Source organism: Nocardiopsis sp. CA-288880, assembly GCF_050955985.1.
GTDB classification, from domain to species: Bacteria; Actinomycetota; Actinomycetes; order Streptosporangiales; family Streptosporangiaceae; genus Nocardiopsis; species Nocardiopsis tropica.
The window spans coordinates 4,679,928-4,701,046 of the sequence record NZ_CP192105.1 but is presented as its reverse complement, the minus strand read 5'-3'; the positions used below and the strand labels follow the sequence as shown (position 1 = coordinate 4,701,046).

Sequence of the window (21,119 nt, the reverse complement as noted above, 5' to 3'; positions counted from 1 at the left end):
GGGAAGGTGTGTGTCAGATGCCACAGGAGGGGCGTCCGGTCTTCCGGGCCGTGGAGCGGTCCAAGGTCTACTCCTCGGTCGCCGACCAGATCCTCGCCGGGGTGCGGTCGGGTGCTTTTCCCCCCGGATCACCGCTGCCCTCCGAGCGCGTGCTGGCCGAGACGTTCGAGGTCGGACGCGGTTCGGTGCGCGAGGCCATCCGCGTCCTGGAGCACGCGGGGGTGCTCGACGTGCGGGTGGGCAGCGGTACCTACGTGGTGGGCGACGGGGGTTCCGAGGCGAACGTCCTGCGGGCCCGCGCCGCGGTCGCCGGGGAGCACAGCCCGTTGGACCTCATCGTCGCCAGGGCCTCGCTCGAACCGGTGTGCGCCGAGCACGCGGCGACCGCGCGGACCTCCAACGACCTGCGGGTGCTGGAGGACCTGGTGCTCGAGCAGGAGCGCGTGGTGCGCGCGGGGGAGGACCCGTCCGCGGTCGACGCCGACTTCCACCTGGCGGTGGCGGCGGCCTCGCACAACAGCGTGCTCCTCGCCCTGGAGCAGACCCTGGTCGGGCTCATGCGCGAGCGCATGTGGAGCGAGCTCAAGGACCGCTCCCGCCGCAGGGAGAACCAGGCGGAGCACTACCTCGAACACCACCGGCAGGTCCTGCGCGCCATCGAACGGCGCGACCACCGCCGGGCGCGGCAGCTGATGGCCGTGCACATGAGCGAGATCGAGACGGGTCTGCTGGGCGAGCTGGGCTCCTCGCGGGACGAGGGGCGTGCGGAGCGCCCCTGAGCGCTTGACACGGCGTGCGGTGCCCGCTTAGCTTCGCCATCGGTCAGGTGGTCGGACCAGTTGCCCCGGTCCGGCCCGTAACGACGCCCGAGGGGAAAGCACCGTGCGGACACCGCGCTACGCCGTGAACTGTTCCATCATGATGAAGGACCGGCCGCCCGAGCAGAGGCTCGAGGCGGTCCGGGAGGCCGGCTTCGAGGCGGTCGAGTTCTGGTGGCCCTTCGCCGGGCCGACGCCTCCGGAGCACGAGGTCGAGGGCTTCGTCGACACCGTCCGCGCTTCGGGACTGAGCCTGGTCGGACTCAACCTCTACGCCGGTGACATGCCCGGCGGCGACCGGGGCGTGGTCTCCTGGCCCGACCACGCCGACGAACTGCGGGCCCACACGGCGGTGGTGCGCCGTATCGCGGAGGCCCTGGGCTGCCGGTCGTTCAACGCCCTGTACGGCAACCGCCGCACCGACGTCCCCGACGACGAGCAGGACGCCGCCGCCGTCCGCGCCCTGGGGGAGGCCGCGGGCGCGCTCGCCGAGATCGGTGGCACGATCCTCGTCGAGCCGGTCAGCGGAGCCCCGGACTACCCGCTGCTCACGGCGGACGAGGCGGTGGCGGTGATCGACCGTGTCGGCGAGGAGACGGGCGCGGACAATCTCGGCCTCCTCCTGGATGTGTACCACCTGGCCGTCAACGGCGACGACGTCCCGGCCGCCCTCGCCCGCCACCGGGACCGGGTGAGCCATGTCCAGCTGGCCGACGCGCCCGGCAGGGGCGCCCCCGGGACGGGCGGGCTCCCGTTGGGCGACTGGGTGCTCGACCTCGCCGGCGGCGGTTACGGCGGATGGGTCGCCCTGGAGCACGCGGGCGGGGGACCCTCCCCCTTCGCCTGGACGCGCTCCTGCGACCTGCCCGGTCTCCCCGGGGGCACTGAGGCGTGAGGACCGGCCCCGGCCGGAGCACAGCATTCCGGTGGGCCGGACGGCTCGCCGGCACCGACGAAACGACCCAGGAGCTTGTGCAGTGAGTGTACGAACGATCGCGTTCATCGGCCTCGGCGTCATGGGAGCCCCCATGGCGGCCAACCTCGTCCGCGCCGGATTCGACGTGGTGGGGTACAACCGCAGCGCCGGGAAGAGGGAGGCGCTGGTGGACGCCGGCGGGCGCGCCGCGCCCTCGGTGGCCGAGGCGGTGGCGGGGGCCGACGCCGTCGTCACGATGCTGCCCGACTCGCCGGACGTGGAAGCCGTGGTCCTTGGCGAGGACGGGGCACTGGCGCACATGCGGCCCGGTGCGCTGCTCATCGACATGAGCACCATCCGGCCCGACGTGGCCCGTTCCCTGGCGGAGGCGGGGGAGGCCAGGGGGGTGCCGGTCCTGGACGCGCCCGTCAGCGGGGGAGAGCAGGGGGCCGTCGAGGCGAAGCTCTCGATCATGGTCGGGGGCGAGCCGGAGGCCTTCGCCCTGGCGGAGCCCGTGCTGGACGCGCTCGGCGCGACGGTGGTCCACGTCGGGGCGGCCGGAGCCGGCCAGACCGTCAAGGCCTCCAACCAGCTGATCGTCGCGGGGGTGATCGAACTCGTCTCCGAGGCGCTGGTCTTCCTCGACGCGCACGGCGTCGACCGGGAGCGCGCGGTGCGCGTGCTCGCGGGCGGACTGGCGGGGAGCACGGTCCTGGACCGCAAGGCCGCGTCGATGCTCGCGCGCGACTTCGCACCGGGGTTCAGGGTCGACCTGCACCACAAGGACCTGGGGATCGTGACGGCCGCGGCGCGCGAGGCCGGTGTGGCGATCCCCCTCGGAGCGCTGACGGCGACCCTGATGGGTGCGCTGAGCGCCCAGGGCCACGGATCTCTCGACCACTCCGCCCTGTTGTTGCAGGTGGAGAAGTTGTCCGGGCGTGAGGCGGAGGCCTCCGCCTGATCCGTCCACCCTCTCGAGCACATTGTCAGTCTTGAAATCTTGACTGACAATGTGCCTATACTGGCTGCCGCCGTCGCGGAGCACCACCGGCGCGGAAGACGCCGGGCCCGCGGCGGCCACGCCGACGAGAGGACCAGCCACATGGCACAGGATGTGACGGAGAGCGGGCCCCGGACCGCGGCCGGCGCGCCACGCACGTCCGACTGGCATCTGGGCGCGACACGGTGGACACAGCTCACGCTGACGGAGAACGACCCCGGACGCTTCGACCCCGGCTTCTGGATCGACGTCATGCGCGAGACCAGGTCCAACGCGGCCTGCATCAGCGCCGGCGGCTACGTCGCGTTCTACCCGACCGACATCCCGTACCACTACCGCAGCGCCCACCTCGGTGACACCGACCCCTTCGGCACCCTCGTCGACGGGGCCCGCAGCCTCGACATGCACGTCATGGCGCGGGTGGACCCCCACGCCGTCCACGCCGACGCCGCACGCGCGCACCCCGAGTGGCTGGCGCGCACCGCCGACGGTCGGCCGGTGGAGCACTGGGGCTACCCCGACATCTGGCTGACCTGTCCGTTCGGTCCCTACAACCGCGAGTTCATCACCGAGGTGGCCCGGGAGATCGTCACCCGGTACGACGTGGACGCCGTGTTCGCCAACCGCTGGCAGGGCCACGGCATCTCCTACAGCGAAGCGGCACTGCGCAGCTTCCGCGACGAGACCGGGTTCGACCTGCCGCGCCGCGAGGGCGACTCCTCCGACCCCGCCTGGCGCGCGTACGTGGTGTGGCGCCGGCGCAAGCTGAGCGAACTGGTGAGCCTGTGGGACCGGGCCGTGCGCGACATCCGTCCGCACGCCCGGTTCATCCCCAACCTGGGGAGCATCGCCGCCCGCGACCTCGACCGCGACATGCTGGCCAGGCACTTCCCCTTCTTCCTCATCGACAAGCAGGGCCGCTCCGGGGTCGAGGCGCCCTGGTCGGCCGGCCGCAACGGCAAGCGGAGCAGGGCGGTGTTCCGGGACAGGCCGGTCGGCCTCATCACCTCCATCGGCCCGGAGGACCACCAGCACCGCTGGAAGGACTCGGTGTCGCCGGGCGCCGAGACCACCGTGTGGATCGTCGACGGCTTCGCCCAGGGGGCCTTCCCCTGGTTCACCAAGTTCAACGGCATGGTCCCCGACCGCCGCTGGGTACGGCCCGTCGCCGACGCCTTCGCGCTCCACGAGCTGCTCGAGCCCGAACTGGCGGCCCGTGCGGTCACGGCGGACGTGGCTCTCCTGGAGACGGGCTCGGGCCCCGCGGGGACCGGGACGCGCGCCCACGAGGACGGCTTCTACCACGCCCTGGTGGAGGCCCGCATCCCCTTCGAGATCGTCGCGGAGCCGAACCTGACGGTGGAGGAGCTCCACCGGTTCAAGGTGCTCGTCCTCCCCGACGCGGAGCGGCTGAGCCAGGAGCAGTGCCGGACCGTCCAGGCGTTCGCCGAGTCCGGGGGGAGCGTCGTCGCCGCCCACAGGTCCTCCCTGGACGACGAGTACGGCACCCCCCGCGCCAACTTCGGACTCGCCGACGTCTTCGGCGCCGACCTGAGCATGCCCGTGCGCGGCCCCGTGAAGAACAACTACATCGCGCTCACCGGGGACCACCCCACCAACGCCGGGTTCGACGGCGCGGAGCGCATCATCGGAGGGACCGAGCTCGTCGGGGTGACCGCCCGCGCCGGGACCGAGGTGCCCTTCCGCTTCGTGCCCGACTACCCCGACCTGCCGATGGAGGAGGTCTATCCGAGGGAGGAGCCCGGCAGCCCCGCACTCATCGCCCGGGAGCTCCCCGGCGGAGGGCGCTCGGTCTACGTCCCCTTCAACCTCGGGGCCCTGTTCTGGGAGGCGCTCCAGCCCGACCACGGAACCCTCGTCGCCAACGCCGTCCGCTGGGCACTCGGCGCACCGGAGCGGGTCCGGGTGAGGGGGCGCGGCCTGGTCGACCTCGCGGTGTGGGAGAACCCCGAGTCGGTCGCCGTGGTCATCGTGAACCTCACCAACCCCATGGCACTCAAGGGGCCCATGCGGGAGATCCTCCCGCTCCCTCCGCAGGAGGTCTCGATCGCCCTGCCCGAGGGCGCGGTCGGTGCGCGCGCCCGGCTCCTCGTCGCGGGCGCCGATGTCCCGGTCCGCCTCCGGGAGGGCCGCGCCGAGGTCGCCGTCGACACCGCGGACCTCCTGGAGACCGTCCTGTTCACCTGGATCGGGGGTGAGGGGGCATGACGGGACACGACCTCTGGTGGCAGCGGCCGTTCCAGATGTTCCAGACGAACCTGAGGGAGATCGACGCCGGCCTGGACGTCGGCAGGGTCCTCGACTACCTGGAGGGGTTCGGCGCGAGCGCCTGGCTCCTCAGCGTCGGCGGCATCGTCTCCAACCACCCCACGGACCTGGACTTCCAGACCCGCAACCCCGCGCTGGCCGAACGCCCGTCCGGCGACCTGGTCGGCGACGCGGTGGCGGCCGCGGGGGAGCGGGGGATACGTGTCCTGGCCCGGATGGACTTCTCCAAGGTCGACCACCGCCGCGCCGAACGCCACCCGGAGTGGTGCTTCACCGGCGCCGACGGCGCACAGCAGGTGTACAACGGCCTGACCAGTGTGTGTCCGAGCGGGGACTACTACCAGCACCGCCTCTTCGACGTGGTCGACGAGGTGCTGGACCGGTACGCCGTCGACGGTTTCTTCTTCAACTGGATGTCGTTCAACGAGGTCGACTACAGCGGGGTCCACCGGGGCACCTGCCACTGCCTCCCCTGCCGGCGGGCCTTCGCCGACTTCGCCCCCGGTACCGATCTGCCCGCAGGGCCGCACTCCCCGACCTACCCCGTGTGGAAGAGGTTCACGGCGACCGTGCTCGACGAGCTGACCGCCCGCGTGCGCGCCCACGTCAGCGCGCGCCGCCCGGAGGCGCCGCTCATTCTCGGGGATCGCGCCGACATCGTCTTCCACGAGGCCAACAACGCCGTCGGCCGTCCCCTGTGGCACCACCGGACCGCCGAACACGTCAGCGCGGCCAGGACGTACCGGCCGCGTGTTCCGGTGCTCACCAACGCCGTGGGCTTCGTCGACATGCCCTACCGCCTGGCAGGGGAGGAGCCCCACCACTTCGCCCAGTACCTGGTCCAGGCCGTCTCTCGCGGCGCCAACCCCTCCACCTACATCATGGGCACCCCCGACGACGTCACCTACGAGTGCCTCGGCGTAGCCGGCGAGATGACCCGTTTCCACCGCGACCACGGCGAGGTCTACCGCGACCTCGCACCGGCCGCCCGCGCCCTCCTGGTGCGGCCGGATCCGCTGAAGCTCTCCCCCGCGCGGTTGGAGGAGGCCACGCACGAGTTCCGGGGACTGTACACGGCGCTCCTCGAAAGGCACATCCCGTTCGACGTCCTGCCGGAGCCGCGCCTTCCGGACGTGGGCGACCAGGGCCGCCTGGGCGATTACGGCCTGGTCGTCCTCCCCGACCTCGGGCCGCTGGAACCCGAGGGGGTCGGGGCCCTGGACCGCTTCGTCGCCGGAGGGGGAGGCGTGCTCGCCACGGGCGGGAGCGGGTTCGAGGGAGACGCCTTCCAGTTGGAGGGGTCCCCCGTGCTGCGCCGGACAGCCGTCCGGGACACCGTCGAGTCCGTGCGCTCGCTCCATGTGCGCCGTCCCGGCCGGGAGGACGCGCGGCGCGGGGGCGACCTCCCCGTTCTGGGCGCCTTCCACGTGGTCGAGCCCCTGCCGGACGCGCAGACGGACCTGCCGATGCTGTCCCGCGCCCCCTACGGCCCTCCCGAGAAGTGCCACGGCCACTTGGAGCTCGACCTGCCCGGAGCACTGTGGCGCGACCACGGACGGGGCCGGATCGCCGTTCTGCCCTGGACGCCGGGCCGCGCGTACCGGCAGGCGGGCCTGAGCGGGCACAGGGACGTGTTCGTCGAAACGGCGCTGCGCACGGCGAGGGGGCCCGTCCAGGTCGACACCGACCTCCCCGAGCAGGTCGAGGTGGTCCTGGGCGCCTCGGCGGCGGGGGGAGTGGTCCACCTCATCAACCACTCGGGCGACGTGCCCCAGGGGTTCCGGACGCCCCTGCCGGTGGAGGGACGCCGTCTGAGGGTGCCGTGGTGGCCGGAGCAGCCGTCGTTCGCCCTGCGTGCCGACACCGGACTGGCAGGGGACGGCGAGGTCGTACTGCCCCGTATCGACCTCTTCGAGGTGCTGGTCAGGCCCTGACCCATCAAGGCCCGGTAACATTGTAAAACAAGTATTCATGAATTATTGACAGACCAGATCCGGGTCGGAAACATGTCCTATGAGGCTGCACACGCACCTGTGTGACTTCCCCCGCAGCGAAGGGAATGTGATGAGAGACTTCGATCGGCGCGCTTTTCTCGCGTTGACCGGCCTGGGCGCGATGGGGGCGTCCACGCTCCTGTCCGGCTGCGGCGGCAGCGGTTCCGGTTCCGCGCTCCGCTACGCCTGGTGGGGGAACACCGTCCGCCAGCAGACCTACACCCGGGCACTGGAGGAGTTCCAGGAGGCCAACCCCGAGATCACGGTCGATCCGGAGTTCGCGGAGTACACCGCCTTCCAGGAGCGCATGACCACGCAGATGGCGGCCCGCAACGTCGCCGACATCTTCTGGATCGCCTCCCCCCAGGTCATGACGTACGAGGCGAACGGGCTGTACCGCAGGCTCGACGACATCCCCACCCTGGACCTGTCCGACTACGGCGACGAGGACATCGCGTCCTTCTCCCTGGGCGGCGAGCTCGTCACCATGCCCCACGGCGTCTTCGTCCCCGTCGTCCGCCACAACGAGACCTTCCTGGAGGAGGAGGGGGCGGAGATGCCGGGGGAGGACTGGACGTGGGACGACCTCGCCGAGTTCCTCGTGGACTACAGCGCCAACAACGCGGCGGGCCGCAAGGGGGCGAGCTACACCCCCGACCAGGACATGGGCTTCGAGGCCTGGCTGCGCCAGCGCGACCAGGACCTGTGGACCGAGGACGGCGACGTCGGCTTCGACGCCGAGGCGCTCGGCGACTGGTTCGAGTGGTGGCGCAAGCTCCTCGACGAGGGGGCGGTCCTGAGCCTGGGCGAGCAGGAGGGCATGCAGCCCGACTTCTCCACGGTCGGGGACAGCGTCCTGCTCAACTTCGGCAGCTCCAACCACATCATCGACGAAGCCACGATGTTCCCCGACTGGAAGTACCGGCTCCGGTCCGTGCCGGTCGTCGACGGCGCTGCCGACGGCCACCGCTTCCTCTACTACCCCCGCCTGGCCGTCTACCAGGGCATCGACGACGACAAGGTCGAGGCGGCCGGGCGGCTCATCGACTTCAGCGTCAACAACGCGGACTTCCTGCGGACCGTGGGCCTCACCATGGGGGCTCCCCCCAACCCCCGCGTCCTCGCCGAGTCCTACGAGTTCGCCTCGGAGGACGAGACGGAGATGCTGACCGTGGTGGAGGCGGAGCGGGCCGAGGAGCAGCGGCCGCGGTACGAGGCTCCCCCCGGGACGGGCACCTGGCGGGAGGCGCTGTCCAGGGCGTCGGAGAACGTCGCCCTGGGCAACGGCGCCGTCTCGGAGGTGGCGGAGTCGCTCATCGACGAGATCCGGTCCGGCATCGACCAGGGGGCGTAGGGCGTGGCCCCCTCAGTGAAGCGCCGTCCCGCCGCCAGGCAGCAGGGGCGTGCCGCCTACGTCTTCCTCACCCCCTGGCTGCTGGGCCTGTGCCTGGTGACGGCCGTCCCGCTCGGAGCCTCCCTCTACCTGGCCTTCACCGACTACAACATCCTCAGCACACCGAACTTCACCGGGCTCGCCAACTTCGAGCGCATGTTCGGCGACGAGCGGTTCTGGGCCTCCACGTCCGTCACCGCGCGGTACGTGCTCGTCTCGGTCCCGCTCCAGCTGATGTTCGCGCTCCTCCTCGCGGTCCTGCTGGACCGCGGGGTACGGGGGCTCGCGTTCTACCGCGGCGCCTTCTACCTTCCCTCGCTCCTGGGGGCGAGCGTCGCGATCGCCGTCCTCTGGCGGGAGGTGTTCGGACACCACGGCCTGGTCAACGACTTCCTCGCGCTGATCGGGATCGAGGGGCAGAGCTGGCTCCAGAACCCGTCCACGGCGCTCTCGACCCTCATCGTGCTCAACGTGTGGACCTTCGGATCGCCGATGGTCATCTTCCTGGCCGGCCTGCGGCAGATCCCCGAGGAGTACTACGAGGCGGCCCGCGTGGACGGGGCCTCGCGGGTGCGGCAGTTCTGGCACATCACCGTCCCGATCCTCACGCCGATCATCTTCTTCAACCTCATCCTGCAGACCATCGGCGCCTTCCAGACCTTCACCCAGGCACACGTGATCAGCGGCGGTACCGGCGGCCCGGTCGACTCCACCCTCTTCTACACGCTCTACGTCTACCAACAGGGCTTCAAGGCCTTCGACATGGGCTACGCCTCCGCGCTGGCCTGGGTCCTGCTGCTGGTCATCGGCGCCGTGACCGCGGTCCACTTCTTCCTGTCCAAGTACTGGGTCTTCTACGGAGACGACTGATGATCGACGCCGCACCGGTCGCGGGCGCACGCGGCCCCCGGAGCCGCCGACGCACGCGGAGCGCCATGCTCAAGCACGGCGCCCTGCTGCTCTTCCTGATCGTGATGATCTACCCGCTGGTCTGGATGATCGTCAGCGCCTTCAAGCCCGCGCACCTCATCCTGACCGAACCGGGGCTCGTCCCCACCGAGGTCACCTTCGAGAACTTCCGGGAGGGCTGGCACGCCCTCAACCGCCCCTTCTCGGTGTTCTTCCTCAACTCCCTCGTCGTGACCGTGGGATCGATCCTCGGCAACCTCTTCTCCTGCTCACTCGCGGCCTACGCGCTCGCCAGGCTGGAGTTCAGGTCGCGCCGCCTCTTCTTCGGGATCACTCTCGTCTCGGTCATGCTGCCGATGCACGTGCTGATCATCCCGCAGTACATCTTCTTCGCCCAGCTGGGATGGGTGGACACCTACCTGCCGCTGCTGATCCCCAAGCTGCTCGCAACCGACGCGTTCTTCATCTTCCTGATGGTGCAGTTCATCAGGGGCATCCCGCGCGACCTCGACCGCGCCGCGGCGATCGACGGGGCGGGCCCCTTCCGGATCTTCTGGCACGTGGTCTTCCCGCTCATGCGCCCGGCCCTGGTGACGACGACCATCTTCACGTTCATCTGGACGTGGAACGACTTCTTCACGCCGCTCATCTACCTGACGTCGACGGACATGTACACCGTGCCGGTCGCGCTCAGCGCGATGGTGAGCTCGGAGAGCCAGCAGGGGATCGGGATGCTGTTCGCGATGTCCCTGGTCTCCCTGCTGCCGGTCATCCTGTTCTTCGTCTTCGCGCAGCGCTACCTGATCCGCGGCATGGTCACCAGCGGCCTCAAGTAGGAGGGACGGAAGGGCCGGTCCGGCGCGCCCGGGCCGGCTCCGTCCCGTCGGCTACTGCTCGCCCCCGGCCCCGGCCGCCTCCCGCGCACCGGTCTCCAGCCCTGCCAGGAGGCGGTCGCGCGCGTGGTCGAGGTGCTCGGACAGGCGCAGGCGCGCCGCGTCGGGGTCCCGGGCCTCGATGCCGGCGAGGATGGTGGCGTGCTCGTGGGCCACGGTGGAGCCCTGCGTGGCCCGGTGCGCCTGGAAGCGGCCCATGGTCAGGTGCACCTCCCCCATGATCAGCTCGTGCATCCGGCTCAGCCGCTCACTGCCGGCGCCGGACACCAGCGCGGTGTGGAAGGCGATGTCCGCGTCGACCTGCCGCTCGAAGTTGCCGTCCCGGGCCGCGGCCTCGATGAGCACCTGGGCCTCCGCCGCCTCGGCGGGAACCGCCCCCTCGGCCGCCAGCACGGTGACCGCCGCGCTCTCGACGGTGCCCCGGCTGAAGAAGAGGTCGTGGATCTCGTCCGCGTGGAAGTCGGGGACGACCGCCGTCTTGTGGGCGGAACGGCGGAGCAGGCCGAGCACCGTGAGCCGTTCGAGGCACGCCTTGGCGGTCGGGCGCGCTACGTCGTACTCACTGGCGATGCGGTGCTCGGTGAGCTTCTCACCGGCGGCGATCTCTCCGTTGACGATGCGGCGACGCAGTGATTGGTAGAGCGCGTCGGTCAGGGACGAGGGTGCGAGGGTGAAGTTGGCCTGTCGATTCACGTACTCATCGTGCCACAGCCGAGTCCCTGACACATACATCTGTAAGACCAGTACACCAGTAGAACAGCTGGTCGCGGCCCCGAGGATGTGCGTGTGACCCCCCGCACAGTTCCGTGCCTTCCCGGCCGGTCCCGTACCCCGGCCGCATCCGCCCCGGAGGACCGTGAGCCGGGCCGGGGAGAGCCCGGTCCGACACGGCAGCGGGGTGCTTGCACGTGCACCGCCCGCCACGGAACCTGGGAAGGTCCGGGGCAGGCCCCGGACACCGCGCCCCGGGAGGCCGGCGGTGCGACCGCCGCGGCCCGGCCGGCGGTCCGCAGCTGACGAGGAGGCGACGCGGTGAGCACCGAGGACAGCACGAAGGCCGTGATCATGGCGCTGGCGGCCAATCTCGGGATCGCCGTGACCAAGTTCGTGGCCTATCTCCTGACGGCGTCCTCGGCCATGCTCGCGGAGTCGGTGCACTCGGTGGCCGACTCCGGAAACCAGATCCTGCTGCTCATCGGCGGACGGCGGGCGGTGCGCACCGCCACGCCGGAGCACCCCTTCGGCTTCGGCCACGAGCGCTACGTCTACGCCTTCCTCGTGGCGATCGTGCTGTTCACCCTCGGCGGGCTGTTCGCCCTGTACGAGGCATGGGAGAAGATCCGCGACCCCCACCCGATCACCTCCTGGCAGTGGGTGCCCATCGTGGTGCTGCTGGTGGCCGCCGTCATGGAGGCGACCGCGCTGCGCACCGCGCTGCGCCAGTCCAGGTCGGCGCGCGCCCGGGTGGGGTGGTTCGGGTTCATCCGCCGCACCAAGTCCCCCGAGCTGCCGGTGATCCTGCTGGAGGACACCGGCGCCCTCATCGGCCTGGCCTTCGCCCTGGTCGGGGTCGGTCTGACCCTGATCACCGGCAACGGCGTCTGGGACGGCCTGGGCTCGGGGGCCATCGGCCTGCTGCTCGTGGTGTTCGCCGTGCTCCTGGCCGTGGAGGTCAAGAGCCTGCTCATCGGGGAGTCCGCCAGCGAGGAGAACATCCGCCTCATCCGCGGGGCCATCCTGGACTGCGCGGACATCGACGCCGTCATCCACATGCGCACGATGCACCTGGGGCCCGAGGAGCTGCTGGTCGCGGCCAAGGTCGCCGTGGACGCCGAGGACGACGCCCGACGGGTCACACGCGCGATCGACGAGGCCGAGCGCAGGATCCGCGAGGCCGTGCCCATCGCCAAGATCATCTACATCGAACCCGACCTGCTGCGCCCCCGCTCCCCGGGCTGAGGCGGCCGCGGAGCCCCCGGAGGCGGGGTCCGCGGGGCCGCGCCCGGACAAACGGGTTGCGGCTGCGGGCAGGTGGGGCAACCCTGGGCGTACCGGCCCCCGCAGCGGGTCGGGCCGCGGCCGGGACGCGGGACGCGGGGTGCGGGCGCGCCGGCCCCCGCACCGGCCGACCGACGAACCACCGAAGGGGCAACGATGATCGACACCCGCCTCGCCGGACAGACCGTCCTGGTCACCGGCGGATCCGGGAACATCGGCGCGGCGATCAGCCGCGCGTTCGCCGCCCAGGGGGCGCGCGTGGCTGTCCACCACCTCGACCGCGAACCTCCGGCGCCGGCCGGGGCCGAGTGGGCCCACGTCACCCCCGCCGCGGGGACGGCGGACGAGCTCGCGGAGGAACTCGGCAACGGCTCCTTCGCCGTCGGCGCCGACCTGTCCGAGCCGGACGGGCCCGTCCGGCTCGTGCGCGAGGTCGCGGACCGGGCCGGTCCGGTCAACGTGCTGGTCAACAACGCCGCCCACTGCGAGACGCCGGACACCGTCGACACCCTGACCCACGCGTCCCTGGAGCGCCACTACCGGGTGAACGCCGTCGCCCCCGCGGTCCTCACCGCCGAGGCGGCACGGCTGCGCCGCGGGGACGAGCCGCTGTGCATCGTCAACATCACCACCGACGCCGCGCGGGCCTTCCCCGGCCAGACCGGCTACGGGACGTCCAAGGGCGCGCTGGAGGCGCTGACCAGGTCCACCGCGCTGGACCTGGCGGCGCGCGGCATCCGGGTGAACGCCGTCGCCCCGGGCCCCGTCCAGACCGGCTGGATGGACGAGGACCTCGTCGCCCGGGCGGGGGAGGCCGTGCCGATGGGCAGGGTCGGGGAGCCGGACGACATCGCCGACGCCGTGGTCTACCTGGCCTCCCATCAAGCCCGGTGGGTCACCGGGCAGGTCCTGCAGGTCGCCGGGGGACACGCGCTGTGACCGTGGCGGGGGGAGGCGCGCCTTCGGCCGCCCCGCACCGGAAGGCTCCCGAACCCCCGTCTGTCCCCCGGAACTGCTAGGCATGGGGGACATTTCACCCCCTTGAAGCCTGAGAAGAGAACCCCCATGTCCGACCTCACCGAGTTCGCGGGCCTGCCCGTGGTCGAGTTCCCCGCCAGAGGCACATGGGAGGAGCGGCTCGCCCGCATTTGGGAGCAGGGCGGCGACCCGCACGACCCCGCCGCCACGGCCTGGCGGCTGCGGACCAGCGCGGGCACGCGGAGGCCTCCCGAGGACGAGTGCGCCGACTACCTCGCCCGGTTCCTGTCCGAGGTGGACGCAGAGCACCTGACGGCACTGGTCGTCGGCGAATGGTCCTATGCCAATGAGGGAGGCCTGTACCAGGCCGCGGACCTGCTGGTCGAGCACGCCGACGCGCTGCCGAACCTGCGCTCGGTCTTCTTCGGCGACATCACCTTCGACGAGTGCGAGCTCTCCTGGATCTCCCAGCCCGACCTGGCGCCGCTCGTGGCCGCCTTCCCCCGGCTGGAGGCGCTGACCGTGAAGGGCGCCGACGGCATGGGGGGCCGGCTCGGGCTGCACGTGCCCGCGCACGCCTCGCTGCGTTCCCTCACCCTGCAGAGCGGTGGCCTGCCCGGCAGGGTCGTGCGCGAGGTGGCGTCCTCGGGGCTGCCCGCGCTGGAGCACCTGGAGCTGTGGCTGGGGATGGAGGACTACGGGGGCAGCACCTCCCCGCAGGACCTGGCGCCGGTGCTCTCGGGAGAGGCGTTCCCCCGTCTGCGGTACCTGGGGGTGCGCAACGCCGAGAAGTGGGCCGAGTGGGTCCCGGTGCTCGCGGAGGCCCCCGTCCTCGCGGGCCTGGAGGTCCTCGACCTGTCCCTGGGCATCCTCACGGACAAGGGCGCACAGGAGCTCGTCGACCGGGCCGGGGCCTTCTCCGGTCTGCGCCGGCTCGACCTGCACCACCACTTCCTGGGCGAGGAGACGGTGGAGCGGGTGAGGGCCGCGTTCGCCGGATCCGGGGTCGAGCTCGACCTGGAGGCCGGGAGGGACGACGATGACGAGGAGTACGACGAGGACGAGGAGCCCTACTACTACACCGCGGCGTCCGAGTAGCCGGAACGCCCACGGCCGGGGCCGGGCCGACCGCCGGCGGCCCCGGCCGGGCGCGGTTCCCCGCGCCCCCACATCCCGCCGCTACCCGGTGGCGGGGCTCCGGCGGTCCCGGTGTCCGACCGCCGCGGGCGCGCCCCCGACGAGGTCGCGCAGCTGGGACCGGGCGGTGACGCCCAGCTTGGGGAAGCTGCGGTACAGGTGCGAGCCCACCGTGCGCGGGGAGAGGAAGAGCTTCTCACCGATCTCGCGGTTGGTCAGCCCCCGGGAGGCGAGCCTGACGATCTGCTGCTGTTGCGGGCTGAGTTCGGCGAGCGCGTCCGGGGCGGCGTCCACGACGTCGAGGCCGGCGGCGCGCGCCTCGGCCCGGGCGCGCTCGATCCACGGCCGTGCGCCCAGACGGCGGAAGACCTCCAGGGCCTCGGCGAGCGGCGCCCGGGCCTCCGCGATGCGCCGTCGGCGCCGCAGCCGTTCGGCGAGGTCGAGCAGGGTCTGCGCCCGCTCGAAGGGCCAGTGCTCCAGGACCGGGTCCGCCAGGGCCGCCCGCAGGTGCGGTTCGGCGTCCTCGGGGTCCGCCAGCAAACCCCGGGCCCGGTCGATCAGCGCGCGCAGACGGGGTGAGGCGCCCTTCGCGAGCAGGTGTGCGCAATGCTCGACGATCGCGGCGGCCTCCTCGCGGTGACCGCTGCGCACGGCGGCCGCGGCCAGGTCGGCGAGGGCCGGGTGGGAGGCGTGGTAGTGCACCGGCCCGCCGTCCGCGGTGAAGACCGCGCGGAGGTGGCCGTAGGCGGTCCCGTACGCGCCTTCGACGGCAGCCGCGGCCCCGAGCGCACGGCGTGCGTAGACGCCGACCGAGCGGCTTTCCAGCGGGTCCACCAGGGCGAGCGCCTCCTCGGCCCGGCCGCGGGCCGCGACCGCGTCACCCCGGTGGGCCAGCACGACGGCGTCCACGGCGGCCGCGCAGGCCACGGCGTGGTCGAGGCCGACCAGCCGGCCGACCGCCGTGGTGCGGGCGCAGGCCTCCCGGGCCTGGTCCCACCTCCCCCGGTCCACATAGGCCCAGGCGACGGCGCCGCCCAGCCCCTCCGGCAGCGTTCCCCGCACCTGCCAGCGGTCGAACGCCTCGTCGAAGGCGCGGACGGCCCGCGGGGTCTCGTCCAGGAGCCACGCCATGATCCCGACGGCGGTGAGCCGCTCCGGCCGGTCCCGCGCCTCGGCGGCCAGCCGCGGGAGCAGGGGGAGGACCTCGTCCCTGGCGGCGGAGGGGGCCGACACGGTCCTCACCCAGGTGCGCAGGAAGACGTCCGCGGCCCCCTCGGGAAGGCGCCCCAGGAGGTCGTGGAGGCGGTGGTGCTGGGCGTCCTCCCCGGAGTAGAAGCGCACCACGGCGGCCTCGGCGAGAAGGTCCAGGGCGGCGGCGGGCCGGGAGGCCGCCGAGCCCCCGGCGGCGTCGGCCAGCCGGGAGAAGACCGCGGTGTGGCGCCCGGTCAGGACCGCCAGCCGTCCGGCCTGCACGGCGACGGACGCCAGCAGCGACGCGTCGTCCGTGCGCGCGCGTGCCGCGGCGGCCAGTTCCTCGACCCGGGCGAGGTCCCCGGTGAACACGGCCGCCGAAGCGGCCCCGACCAGCAGTCGGGCGCCGTCCTCGCGCCGCGGCGCCAGCTCCGCGGCGCGCTGGAGGGCCTCGGCCGCCGCCGCGTGGCCGCCGCGCCGGCGGGCCCGGTCGGCGGTCCGCTCCAGCTCCGCCGACACGGCCGCGTCCGGGCGCGTGCAGGCGGCGGCCAGGTGCCAGGCGCGCCGGTCCGGTTCGTCCCGCAGCAGTCCGGCGAGCGCGAGGTGGGCCTCGCGCCGTGCCTCCGGGGGCGCGGCGTGGTACACGGCGGACCGCACGAGCGGGTGGCCGAACCGGGGGACCGGGCCGGTCCGCCGGACGAGCCCGGCCTCCTCCGCGGGCGGCCAGACGGCGTCCCCGGCGCCGGGCAGCCCGGCCGCGGCGGCGACGTCGGAGTCGGAGCTGTCCATGGCGGCCAGGAGCAGCAGGGCCCGCCCCGTCGCAGCGGGAAGGCCGTCCAGGCGCGCGGCGAAGACCCGCTCCAGGCGGCCGGTGAGCGGGAGCGGGCCCGCGTCGGTCGGCCCCGCGGCCGTGTCGCGGGCTGCGGCCGACCTCGCCAGTTCCACCAGCGCCAGCGGGTTGCCGGCGGCCTGTTCGGTGATCCGCGCCCTGGTGCGTCCGGTGGGAGCCGTTGGCTGCAGGTCCAGGAGCCGGCCGGCCGCGGCGCCGTCGAGCGGGCCCAGGGTGAGCGTGGGCACGTGGCGGTCGAACCCCGGGAGGCGGTGGCCCTCGCGGGCCGCGACCAGCACGGTGACCGGTTCCCCCGCCAGCCGCCTGGTGGCGAAGGCCAGGGCGTCCAGGGAGGCGCGGTCGAACCACTGCGCGTCGTCCAGTGCCACGAGCACGGGCTGCCGCTCGCCCATGGCCGACAGCAGGCCCAGGACGGCGATCCCGAGCAGGAGGGGGTCGGGCGCGCCCTCGCGAGCGACGGCGGGTCCCGCGCCGAAGGCCTCCCGCAGCGCGGCGCGCTGCCCGTCCGGCAGTGCGTCGACCTCGTCGTGCAACGGCCGCAGCAGCTGGTGCAGGGAGGAGAACGCCAGCCCGGACTCCGACTCGCTCCCCGCGGCGCGCAGCACGCGCGCGCCGTCGGCTCCGGCCCGCCGCGCCGCGCGGTCCAGGAGCGCGCTCTTGCCCGTGCCCGCGTCCCCGAGCAGCACCACCACCGGGTCCGCCGCCCCCGGCTCCACCGCACGCAGGAGGCGTGCCCACTCCGCTTCCCGGCCGACGAGCGGCCCCCCGGCCTCCGGCTCCGGCCCGGCGGCCGCGCCGACGCCGCCTGTGTGCTCACCCACGGAAGTCCCCCGCAAACATGGCTCTTCGACCCGGTGCCGTCCTGCCCCGGCCCAGGCAGGCTACAAGCCGCCCGGCCCCGTGCCCGGAAGGGCCCTGCGCAGGTGCAGTCACGTGACGGATACCGGACCCGCCCGGGCCGCCCGTACGGTTCCCCAGAACCCGCCGAACGCACGAGGACGCCCCATGGAACAGATCACGCTCGGAAACGTCACCATCGACCGTGTCCGGGAATACTACGGAACCGTCGACATGACGACCGACGCCTTCTTCCCGGAAACCCCGAAGGAGGCATGGAACGACGGCGCCTCCTGGCTGGACCCGCATTTCCTGGATTCCGGGACCAATACCGTGAATTCCGCGATCCAGACCTGGCTTCTGCGCAGCGAGGGCAGGACCATCCTCGTCGACACCGGTGTGGGCAACCACAAGGAGCGCCCGTACTCGCCGGTCTGGAGCCGCCTCGAAACAGACTTCCTCGCCAATCTCGCGCGCGCCGGCGTCGAGCCCGAGGACGTGGACATCGTGATCAACACGCACCTGCACGTCGACCACGTCGGCTGGAACACCTACCTGGACGGGCGGAACTGGGTCCCCACGTTTCCCAACGCCACCTATCTCATGCCCAAGGAGGACTTCGACTTCTGGAACCCCGAGAACGGCCACGAGCCGAACCTCGGCCGGGGCAACCAGAACGTCTTCGAGGACAGCGTGGCCCCGGTCCACCGGGCCGGCCGGACGCTGCTGTGGGAGAACAGCCACCGGATCGACGCCGGCCTGCGCCTGGAGGCGGCTCCCGGGCACACCCCCGGCTCCTCCGTGCTGACCCTCACCTCCGGAACGGACCGCGCGGTGTTCGTCGGCGACATGCTGCACAGCCCGGTCCAGATCCTCGAACCCGACTCCAACAGCTGCTTCTGCGAGGACCCCGCGGGCGCCCGCGCCACCCGCCGCAAGGTCCTGGGCTGGGCGGCCGACAACAACGCGCTCGTCATCCCCGCGCACCTGGGCGGCCACGGCGCCGCCGAGGTGTCGCGCGCGGGGGACAAGTTCGCCATCAAGGGCTGGGCCCCCTTCGCCCCGTACACCGAGCAGGGCTGAGGCCCGCGGAAAGGCATCACCATGAACCACCCCACCGGACCCGTCGTCACCACCGCCCGGGGCGCGGTCCGCGGCCTGCGCCGGGGCGACACCGACGCCTACCTGAACATCCCCTACGCGGCGCCGCCCCGCGGCGCCGGCCGCTTCGCCCCGCCCCGGCCGCACGAACCCTGGGACGGCGTCCGGGACGCCACCGCGCCGGGCCCCAACGCGCCCCAGGCCGAGCGCAGGCTCGGCAACGTGGACATGTCCCCCTACTTCGGAACCGGCTGGAGCCGGGGCGAGGACTACCTCACCGTCAACGTCTGGACGCCCGCCGGAGGCGGCGACGGCCTGCCCGTCATGGTGTTCGTCCACGGCGGCGGGTTCGTCGCCGGCTCGACGCGGTCCGCGCTCTACGACGGCTCGGCCTTCGCCCGCGACGGCGTCGTCCTCGTCACCCTCAACTACCGGCTCGGCATCGCCGGGTTCCTGGACCTTCCGGGGGCGCCCGCCAACCGCGGCCTGCTCGACGTCGTCGCCGCGCTGCGCTGGGTCCGCGAGAACATCGCCGCCTTCGGCGGCGACCCGCGCAACGTCACCCTCTTCGGCCAGTCGGCCGGGGCGACCGTCGTCGGCGGCGTCCTCGCCTCCCCCGAGGCCGTGGGCCTCCTGCGCCGGGCGATCGTCCAGAGCGGCAGCGGCCTGGGCGCGTTCACGCCCGAGCAGGCCGCCCGCGTCACCGAGGCGGCTGCACGGGACCTGGGGGTCGAGCCCCACGCCGACGCCTTCGCCGGCCTCTCCGACGACCGCCTGGTGCAGACGTCCTCCCGGCTCTCGGGCATCGACCTGCGGACCGGGACGCACCGCGACCCTCTGATCGGGCTCAGCCCCTTCAGCCTGGTCCTCGACACCCAGCCCGCCGCGTCCCTCGCCGCCGGTCCCGGCGCCGACGCCGACCTGCTCATCGGGACCAACACCGAGGAGGGCAACCTCTACCTGGTCCCCGTGGACCGGTACTCCGCCTCGACCGCCGAGGACGTCGACGGCGCCGCGGCGCTCTCCCACCCGGACCCCGCCCGCCTCGTCGCGGCCTACCGCACGTCACGCCCCCGGGCGTCCTTCGGCGAGCTCCGCTCCGCGATCATGGGCGACGCGCTGTTCGGTGCGGGCACCCGGGCCCTGGCCGACGCCCATGCCGCCCTGCCGCGGCCCGCCACCTACGGCTACGAGTTCGCCTGGCGCTCCCGCGCCCTGGACGGAGAGCTCGGCGCCGCCCACGGGGTGGAGCTGCCCTTCGTCTTCGACCTGGCCCACCTCTCCCGGTTGCGGGGTCCGGCCGCACTGCTCGGCCCCGAGGAGCCGCCCGCCCGTCTCGCAGCGCGCATGCACGGGGCCTGGGTCCGGTTCGCCGGGACCGGCGACCCCGGATGGGACCGGTACGACGACGGGGACCGGGTCACCATGCGCATCGACGCCGAGTGGTCCCGTGTGGAGGCCCCCCGCGGTCGGGAGCTGGAGGCCTGGACGACCGTGTGACGTGCCGTCCCACCGGTTCCGTCCGCCCGCCCGCCGGGGGGACGGAACCGGTGGGGCCGCCGCGCCCGCCGGGGCCGGGGCGGATCGGGGGCCTGCCGTGCCGTGGACGGAGCCGGGACGTGTCGGTCCCGCCTTCCCTCGCGGGGCGGACGGGGTGACATGTACCCTTCCACCCGAGTGCGTCGGCCCCCTGCCCCAGGAGCGCGCACGGACCGTTCGCCCCCCGCGCGTGAGAGGTGGCCGGGCCTCCTCTCACTCACCCCGAAAGATGAGAATGACCGAGGAAACCCGCTCCGAGAAAAGCGCCGGCCTGCCCTACTTCCACATGGTGCTGGTCGGCGTCCTGTTCCTGCTCGTCATGCTGATCAAGTTCGAGGACCCGGTGCCCGAGTTGCCGACGTCCCTGAGGATCGCCCTCAGCGTGGCGCTCGCCGTGAGCGTCTTCCTTCTGGGCAACAGGAGCCTGAAGAAGGACTGACCTCCCGGGCAGGGCCGTCGGCCACCGGTAGGGACCCCTGGGGCCTTCGCCGGCCGGCGGGTGTCACCGGTCCCGGCCGGCGGCGGCCGACTCGACGAGGTTGCTCTTGGGCAGCCCGGCTCCGGAGGCCACGGCCCGCGCCCACTCGTCGGTCGTCGCCACGGCGGCGAAGTTCGAGTTGAGCATCGCCATCAGGGTCTCGTGCACGGTCTTCGCGCGAACCGAACCGGCCGCGTTGGCGATGTCGACGGCGCCGGTCGCGTCGGAGAGCACCTCCGCCCGGAGCCCGCGGGCCTCCGCCTCCACGGAGGAGGCGAGGATGCAGTTGTTCGTCATGTATCCCACCAGCGTGACGGTGTCGATGCCCCGGTCGCGCAGCCAGTCCTCCAGGTCGGTGCCGGCGAACACCGAACCGTGCTGCTTGACCAGGGGCTTCCACGCGTCGCTGCGGCGCTCCTCGACGGCGGGGTGGAGCTCGTAGGTCGGCAGCGTCGGGTTGAACACGGGGGAGTGGTCCCCGGCCGAGTGCTGGACCACGACCACCGGGATCCCGGCTCCGGCGGCGGCGTCGATCGCGTTCGCGACCTTCAGCACGGACTCCTCACGCGGCGGGTACTGAATCGGCAGCAGGCCGGTGAAGTACTCCTGCTGGACGTCGACGACCACCAGTGCACGTGACTGCGCCATGGGTTCCTCCTCGGGTCGGTGGCGGCGCCCCTGGCCACCGCGGGCATCCTCGCCCGCGTGCGGCGCCGCTGGAACAAGCCTGGCGAACGCGGCGAACGGCCACCAGTGGCACGAGTGCAATCCTTCGATGCATTCGTGCCATAGTGTGGG

At 72.8% G+C, this 21,119-nt stretch carries 17 protein-coding genes; 14 read left to right on the top strand and 3 right to left on the bottom strand.

Annotation, left to right across the window (positions count from 1 at the left end; translation table 11 throughout):
• Nucleotides 1-17: 17 nt before the first annotated feature.
• The 8 genes from ACQPYD_RS20495 to ACQPYD_RS20460 all read left to right on the top strand — a co-directional run bounded on the left by ACQPYD_RS20495 (nucleotide 18) and on the right by ACQPYD_RS20460 (nucleotide 10,155).
• The gene (locus ACQPYD_RS20495) at nucleotides 18-779 is read left to right on the top strand and encodes a FadR/GntR family transcriptional regulator (RefSeq protein ID WP_433697213.1); all 762 of its coding nucleotides are present in this window, start codon (nucleotides 18-20) and stop codon (nucleotides 777-779) included.
• A gap of 103 nt (nucleotides 780-882) precedes the next feature.
• Nucleotides 883-1,713, top strand: coding sequence for a hydroxypyruvate isomerase family protein (locus ACQPYD_RS20490; protein WP_352985790.1), 831 nt, complete (start codon nucleotides 883-885; stop codon nucleotides 1,711-1,713).
• An 82-nt stretch (nucleotides 1,714-1,795) separates the two neighbouring features.
• Complete coding sequence (locus ACQPYD_RS20485; protein ID WP_433697212.1) at nucleotides 1,796-2,695, top strand: 2-hydroxy-3-oxopropionate reductase; 900 nt, start codon at nucleotides 1,796-1,798, stop codon at nucleotides 2,693-2,695.
• 141 nt (nucleotides 2,696-2,836) lie between these two features.
• The gene (locus ACQPYD_RS20480) at nucleotides 2,837-4,963 is read left to right on the top strand and encodes a family 10 glycosylhydrolase (RefSeq protein WP_433697211.1); all 2,127 of its coding nucleotides are present in this window, start codon (nucleotides 2,837-2,839) and stop codon (nucleotides 4,961-4,963) included.
• Nucleotides 4,960-6,957: an alpha-amylase family protein gene (locus ACQPYD_RS20475; RefSeq protein ID WP_433697210.1), complete on the top strand. Its 1,998-nt coding sequence runs from the start codon at nucleotides 4,960-4,962 to the stop codon at nucleotides 6,955-6,957. Before ACQPYD_RS20480 ends, ACQPYD_RS20475 begins: the two co-directional genes overlap by 4 nt.
• Before the next feature lie 130 nt (nucleotides 6,958-7,087).
• Nucleotides 7,088-8,371, top strand: a complete 1,284-nt coding sequence (locus ACQPYD_RS20470) for an ABC transporter substrate-binding protein (protein ID WP_433697209.1) — start codon at nucleotides 7,088-7,090, stop codon at nucleotides 8,369-8,371.
• Nucleotides 8,372-8,374: 3 nt separating this feature from the next.
• On the top strand, nucleotides 8,375-9,280 hold the full coding sequence (locus ACQPYD_RS20465) for a carbohydrate ABC transporter permease (RefSeq protein WP_344180906.1): 906 nt from the start codon (nucleotides 8,375-8,377) through the stop codon (nucleotides 9,278-9,280).
• Nucleotides 9,280-10,155: a carbohydrate ABC transporter permease gene (locus tag ACQPYD_RS20460; RefSeq protein ID WP_352985780.1), complete on the top strand. Its 876-nt coding sequence runs from the start codon at nucleotides 9,280-9,282 to the stop codon at nucleotides 10,153-10,155. The genes ACQPYD_RS20465 and ACQPYD_RS20460 overlap by 1 nt, the downstream gene beginning before the upstream one ends.
• Nucleotides 10,156-10,206: 51 nt before the next feature.
• Here ACQPYD_RS20460 and ACQPYD_RS20455 read toward each other — a convergent pair whose 3' ends face one another.
• Nucleotides 10,207-10,905, bottom strand: coding sequence for a GntR family transcriptional regulator (locus ACQPYD_RS20455; protein WP_433697208.1), 699 nt, complete (start codon nucleotides 10,903-10,905; stop codon nucleotides 10,207-10,209).
• A 339-nt stretch (nucleotides 10,906-11,244) separates the two neighbouring features.
• On the opposite strand from ACQPYD_RS20455, the gene ACQPYD_RS20450 reads away from it, so the two are divergent.
• The 3 genes from ACQPYD_RS20450 (at nucleotide 11,245) to ACQPYD_RS20440 (ending at nucleotide 14,286) form a co-directional block, all read left to right on the top strand.
• The gene (locus tag ACQPYD_RS20450; protein WP_433697207.1) at nucleotides 11,245-12,171 is read left to right on the top strand and encodes a cation diffusion facilitator family transporter; all 927 of its coding nucleotides are present in this window, start codon (nucleotides 11,245-11,247) and stop codon (nucleotides 12,169-12,171) included.
• 195 nt (nucleotides 12,172-12,366) lie between these two features.
• The gene (locus ACQPYD_RS20445) at nucleotides 12,367-13,149 is read left to right on the top strand and encodes an SDR family NAD(P)-dependent oxidoreductase (protein ID WP_433697206.1); all 783 of its coding nucleotides are present in this window, start codon (nucleotides 12,367-12,369) and stop codon (nucleotides 13,147-13,149) included.
• A gap of 126 nt (nucleotides 13,150-13,275) precedes the next feature.
• Nucleotides 13,276-14,286 (top strand): STM4015 family protein, encoded by a 1,011-nt coding sequence (locus tag ACQPYD_RS20440; RefSeq protein ID WP_433697205.1) that lies wholly within the window; start codon nucleotides 13,276-13,278, stop codon nucleotides 14,284-14,286.
• A gap of 81 nt (nucleotides 14,287-14,367) precedes the next feature.
• Here ACQPYD_RS20440 and ACQPYD_RS20435 read toward each other — a convergent pair whose 3' ends face one another.
• Entirely contained in the window at nucleotides 14,368-17,187 is a 2,820-nt protein-coding gene (locus ACQPYD_RS20435; protein ID WP_433697204.1) for a helix-turn-helix transcriptional regulator, read from the bottom strand.
• Nucleotides 17,188-17,371: 184 nt separating this feature from the next.
• On the opposite strand from ACQPYD_RS20435, the gene ACQPYD_RS20430 reads away from it, so the two are divergent.
• From ACQPYD_RS20430 to ACQPYD_RS20420, 3 genes are all read left to right on the top strand, one after another.
• Nucleotides 17,372-18,286 (top strand): MBL fold metallo-hydrolase, encoded by a 915-nt coding sequence (locus ACQPYD_RS20430; protein ID WP_433697203.1) that lies wholly within the window; start codon nucleotides 17,372-17,374, stop codon nucleotides 18,284-18,286.
• A 21-nt stretch (nucleotides 18,287-18,307) separates the two neighbouring features.
• A complete protein-coding gene (locus ACQPYD_RS20425) occupies nucleotides 18,308-19,804 on the top strand; it encodes a carboxylesterase/lipase family protein (RefSeq protein ID WP_433697202.1) in 1,497 nt (498 codons plus the stop codon).
• Nucleotides 19,805-20,078: 274 nt separating this feature from the next.
• Entirely contained in the window at nucleotides 20,079-20,282 is a 204-nt protein-coding gene (locus ACQPYD_RS20420; protein ID WP_433697201.1) for a hypothetical protein, read from the top strand.
• Between the two features lie 63 nt (nucleotides 20,283-20,345).
• On the opposite strand, the gene ACQPYD_RS20415 is transcribed toward ACQPYD_RS20420, so the two are convergent.
• Complete coding sequence (locus ACQPYD_RS20415; RefSeq protein ID WP_433697200.1) at nucleotides 20,346-20,969, bottom strand: isochorismatase family protein; 624 nt, start codon at nucleotides 20,967-20,969, stop codon at nucleotides 20,346-20,348.
• Nucleotides 20,970-21,119 lie beyond the last annotated feature (150 nt).

What these genes read in the sequence shown, in the direction of transcription:
- ACQPYD_RS20425 (WP_433697202.1), top strand. Translation starts at nt 18,308, where the DNA reads ATGAACCACCCCACCGGACCCGTCGTCACCACCGCCCGGGGCGCGGTC.
- ACQPYD_RS20415 (WP_433697200.1), bottom strand. Translation starts at nt 20,969, where the DNA reads ATGGCGCAGTCACGTGCACTGGTGGTCGTCGACGTCCAGCAGGAGTAC.
- ACQPYD_RS20470 (WP_433697209.1), top strand. Translation starts at nt 7,088, where the DNA reads ATGAGAGACTTCGATCGGCGCGCTTTTCTCGCGTTGACCGGCCTGGGC.
- ACQPYD_RS20495 (WP_433697213.1), top strand. Translation starts at nt 18, where the DNA reads ATGCCACAGGAGGGGCGTCCGGTCTTCCGGGCCGTGGAGCGGTCCAAG.
- ACQPYD_RS20430 (WP_433697203.1), top strand. Translation starts at nt 17,372, where the DNA reads ATGGAACAGATCACGCTCGGAAACGTCACCATCGACCGTGTCCGGGAA.
- ACQPYD_RS20480 (WP_433697211.1), top strand. Translation starts at nt 2,837, where the DNA reads ATGGCACAGGATGTGACGGAGAGCGGGCCCCGGACCGCGGCCGGCGCG.
- ACQPYD_RS20440 (WP_433697205.1), top strand. Translation starts at nt 13,276, where the DNA reads ATGTCCGACCTCACCGAGTTCGCGGGCCTGCCCGTGGTCGAGTTCCCC.
- ACQPYD_RS20445 (WP_433697206.1), top strand. Translation starts at nt 12,367, where the DNA reads ATGATCGACACCCGCCTCGCCGGACAGACCGTCCTGGTCACCGGCGGA.
- ACQPYD_RS20420 (WP_433697201.1), top strand. Translation starts at nt 20,079, where the DNA reads ATGACCGAGGAAACCCGCTCCGAGAAAAGCGCCGGCCTGCCCTACTTC.
- ACQPYD_RS20460 (WP_352985780.1), top strand. Translation starts at nt 9,280, where the DNA reads ATGATCGACGCCGCACCGGTCGCGGGCGCACGCGGCCCCCGGAGCCGC.
- ACQPYD_RS20475 (WP_433697210.1), top strand. Translation starts at nt 4,960, where the DNA reads ATGACGGGACACGACCTCTGGTGGCAGCGGCCGTTCCAGATGTTCCAG.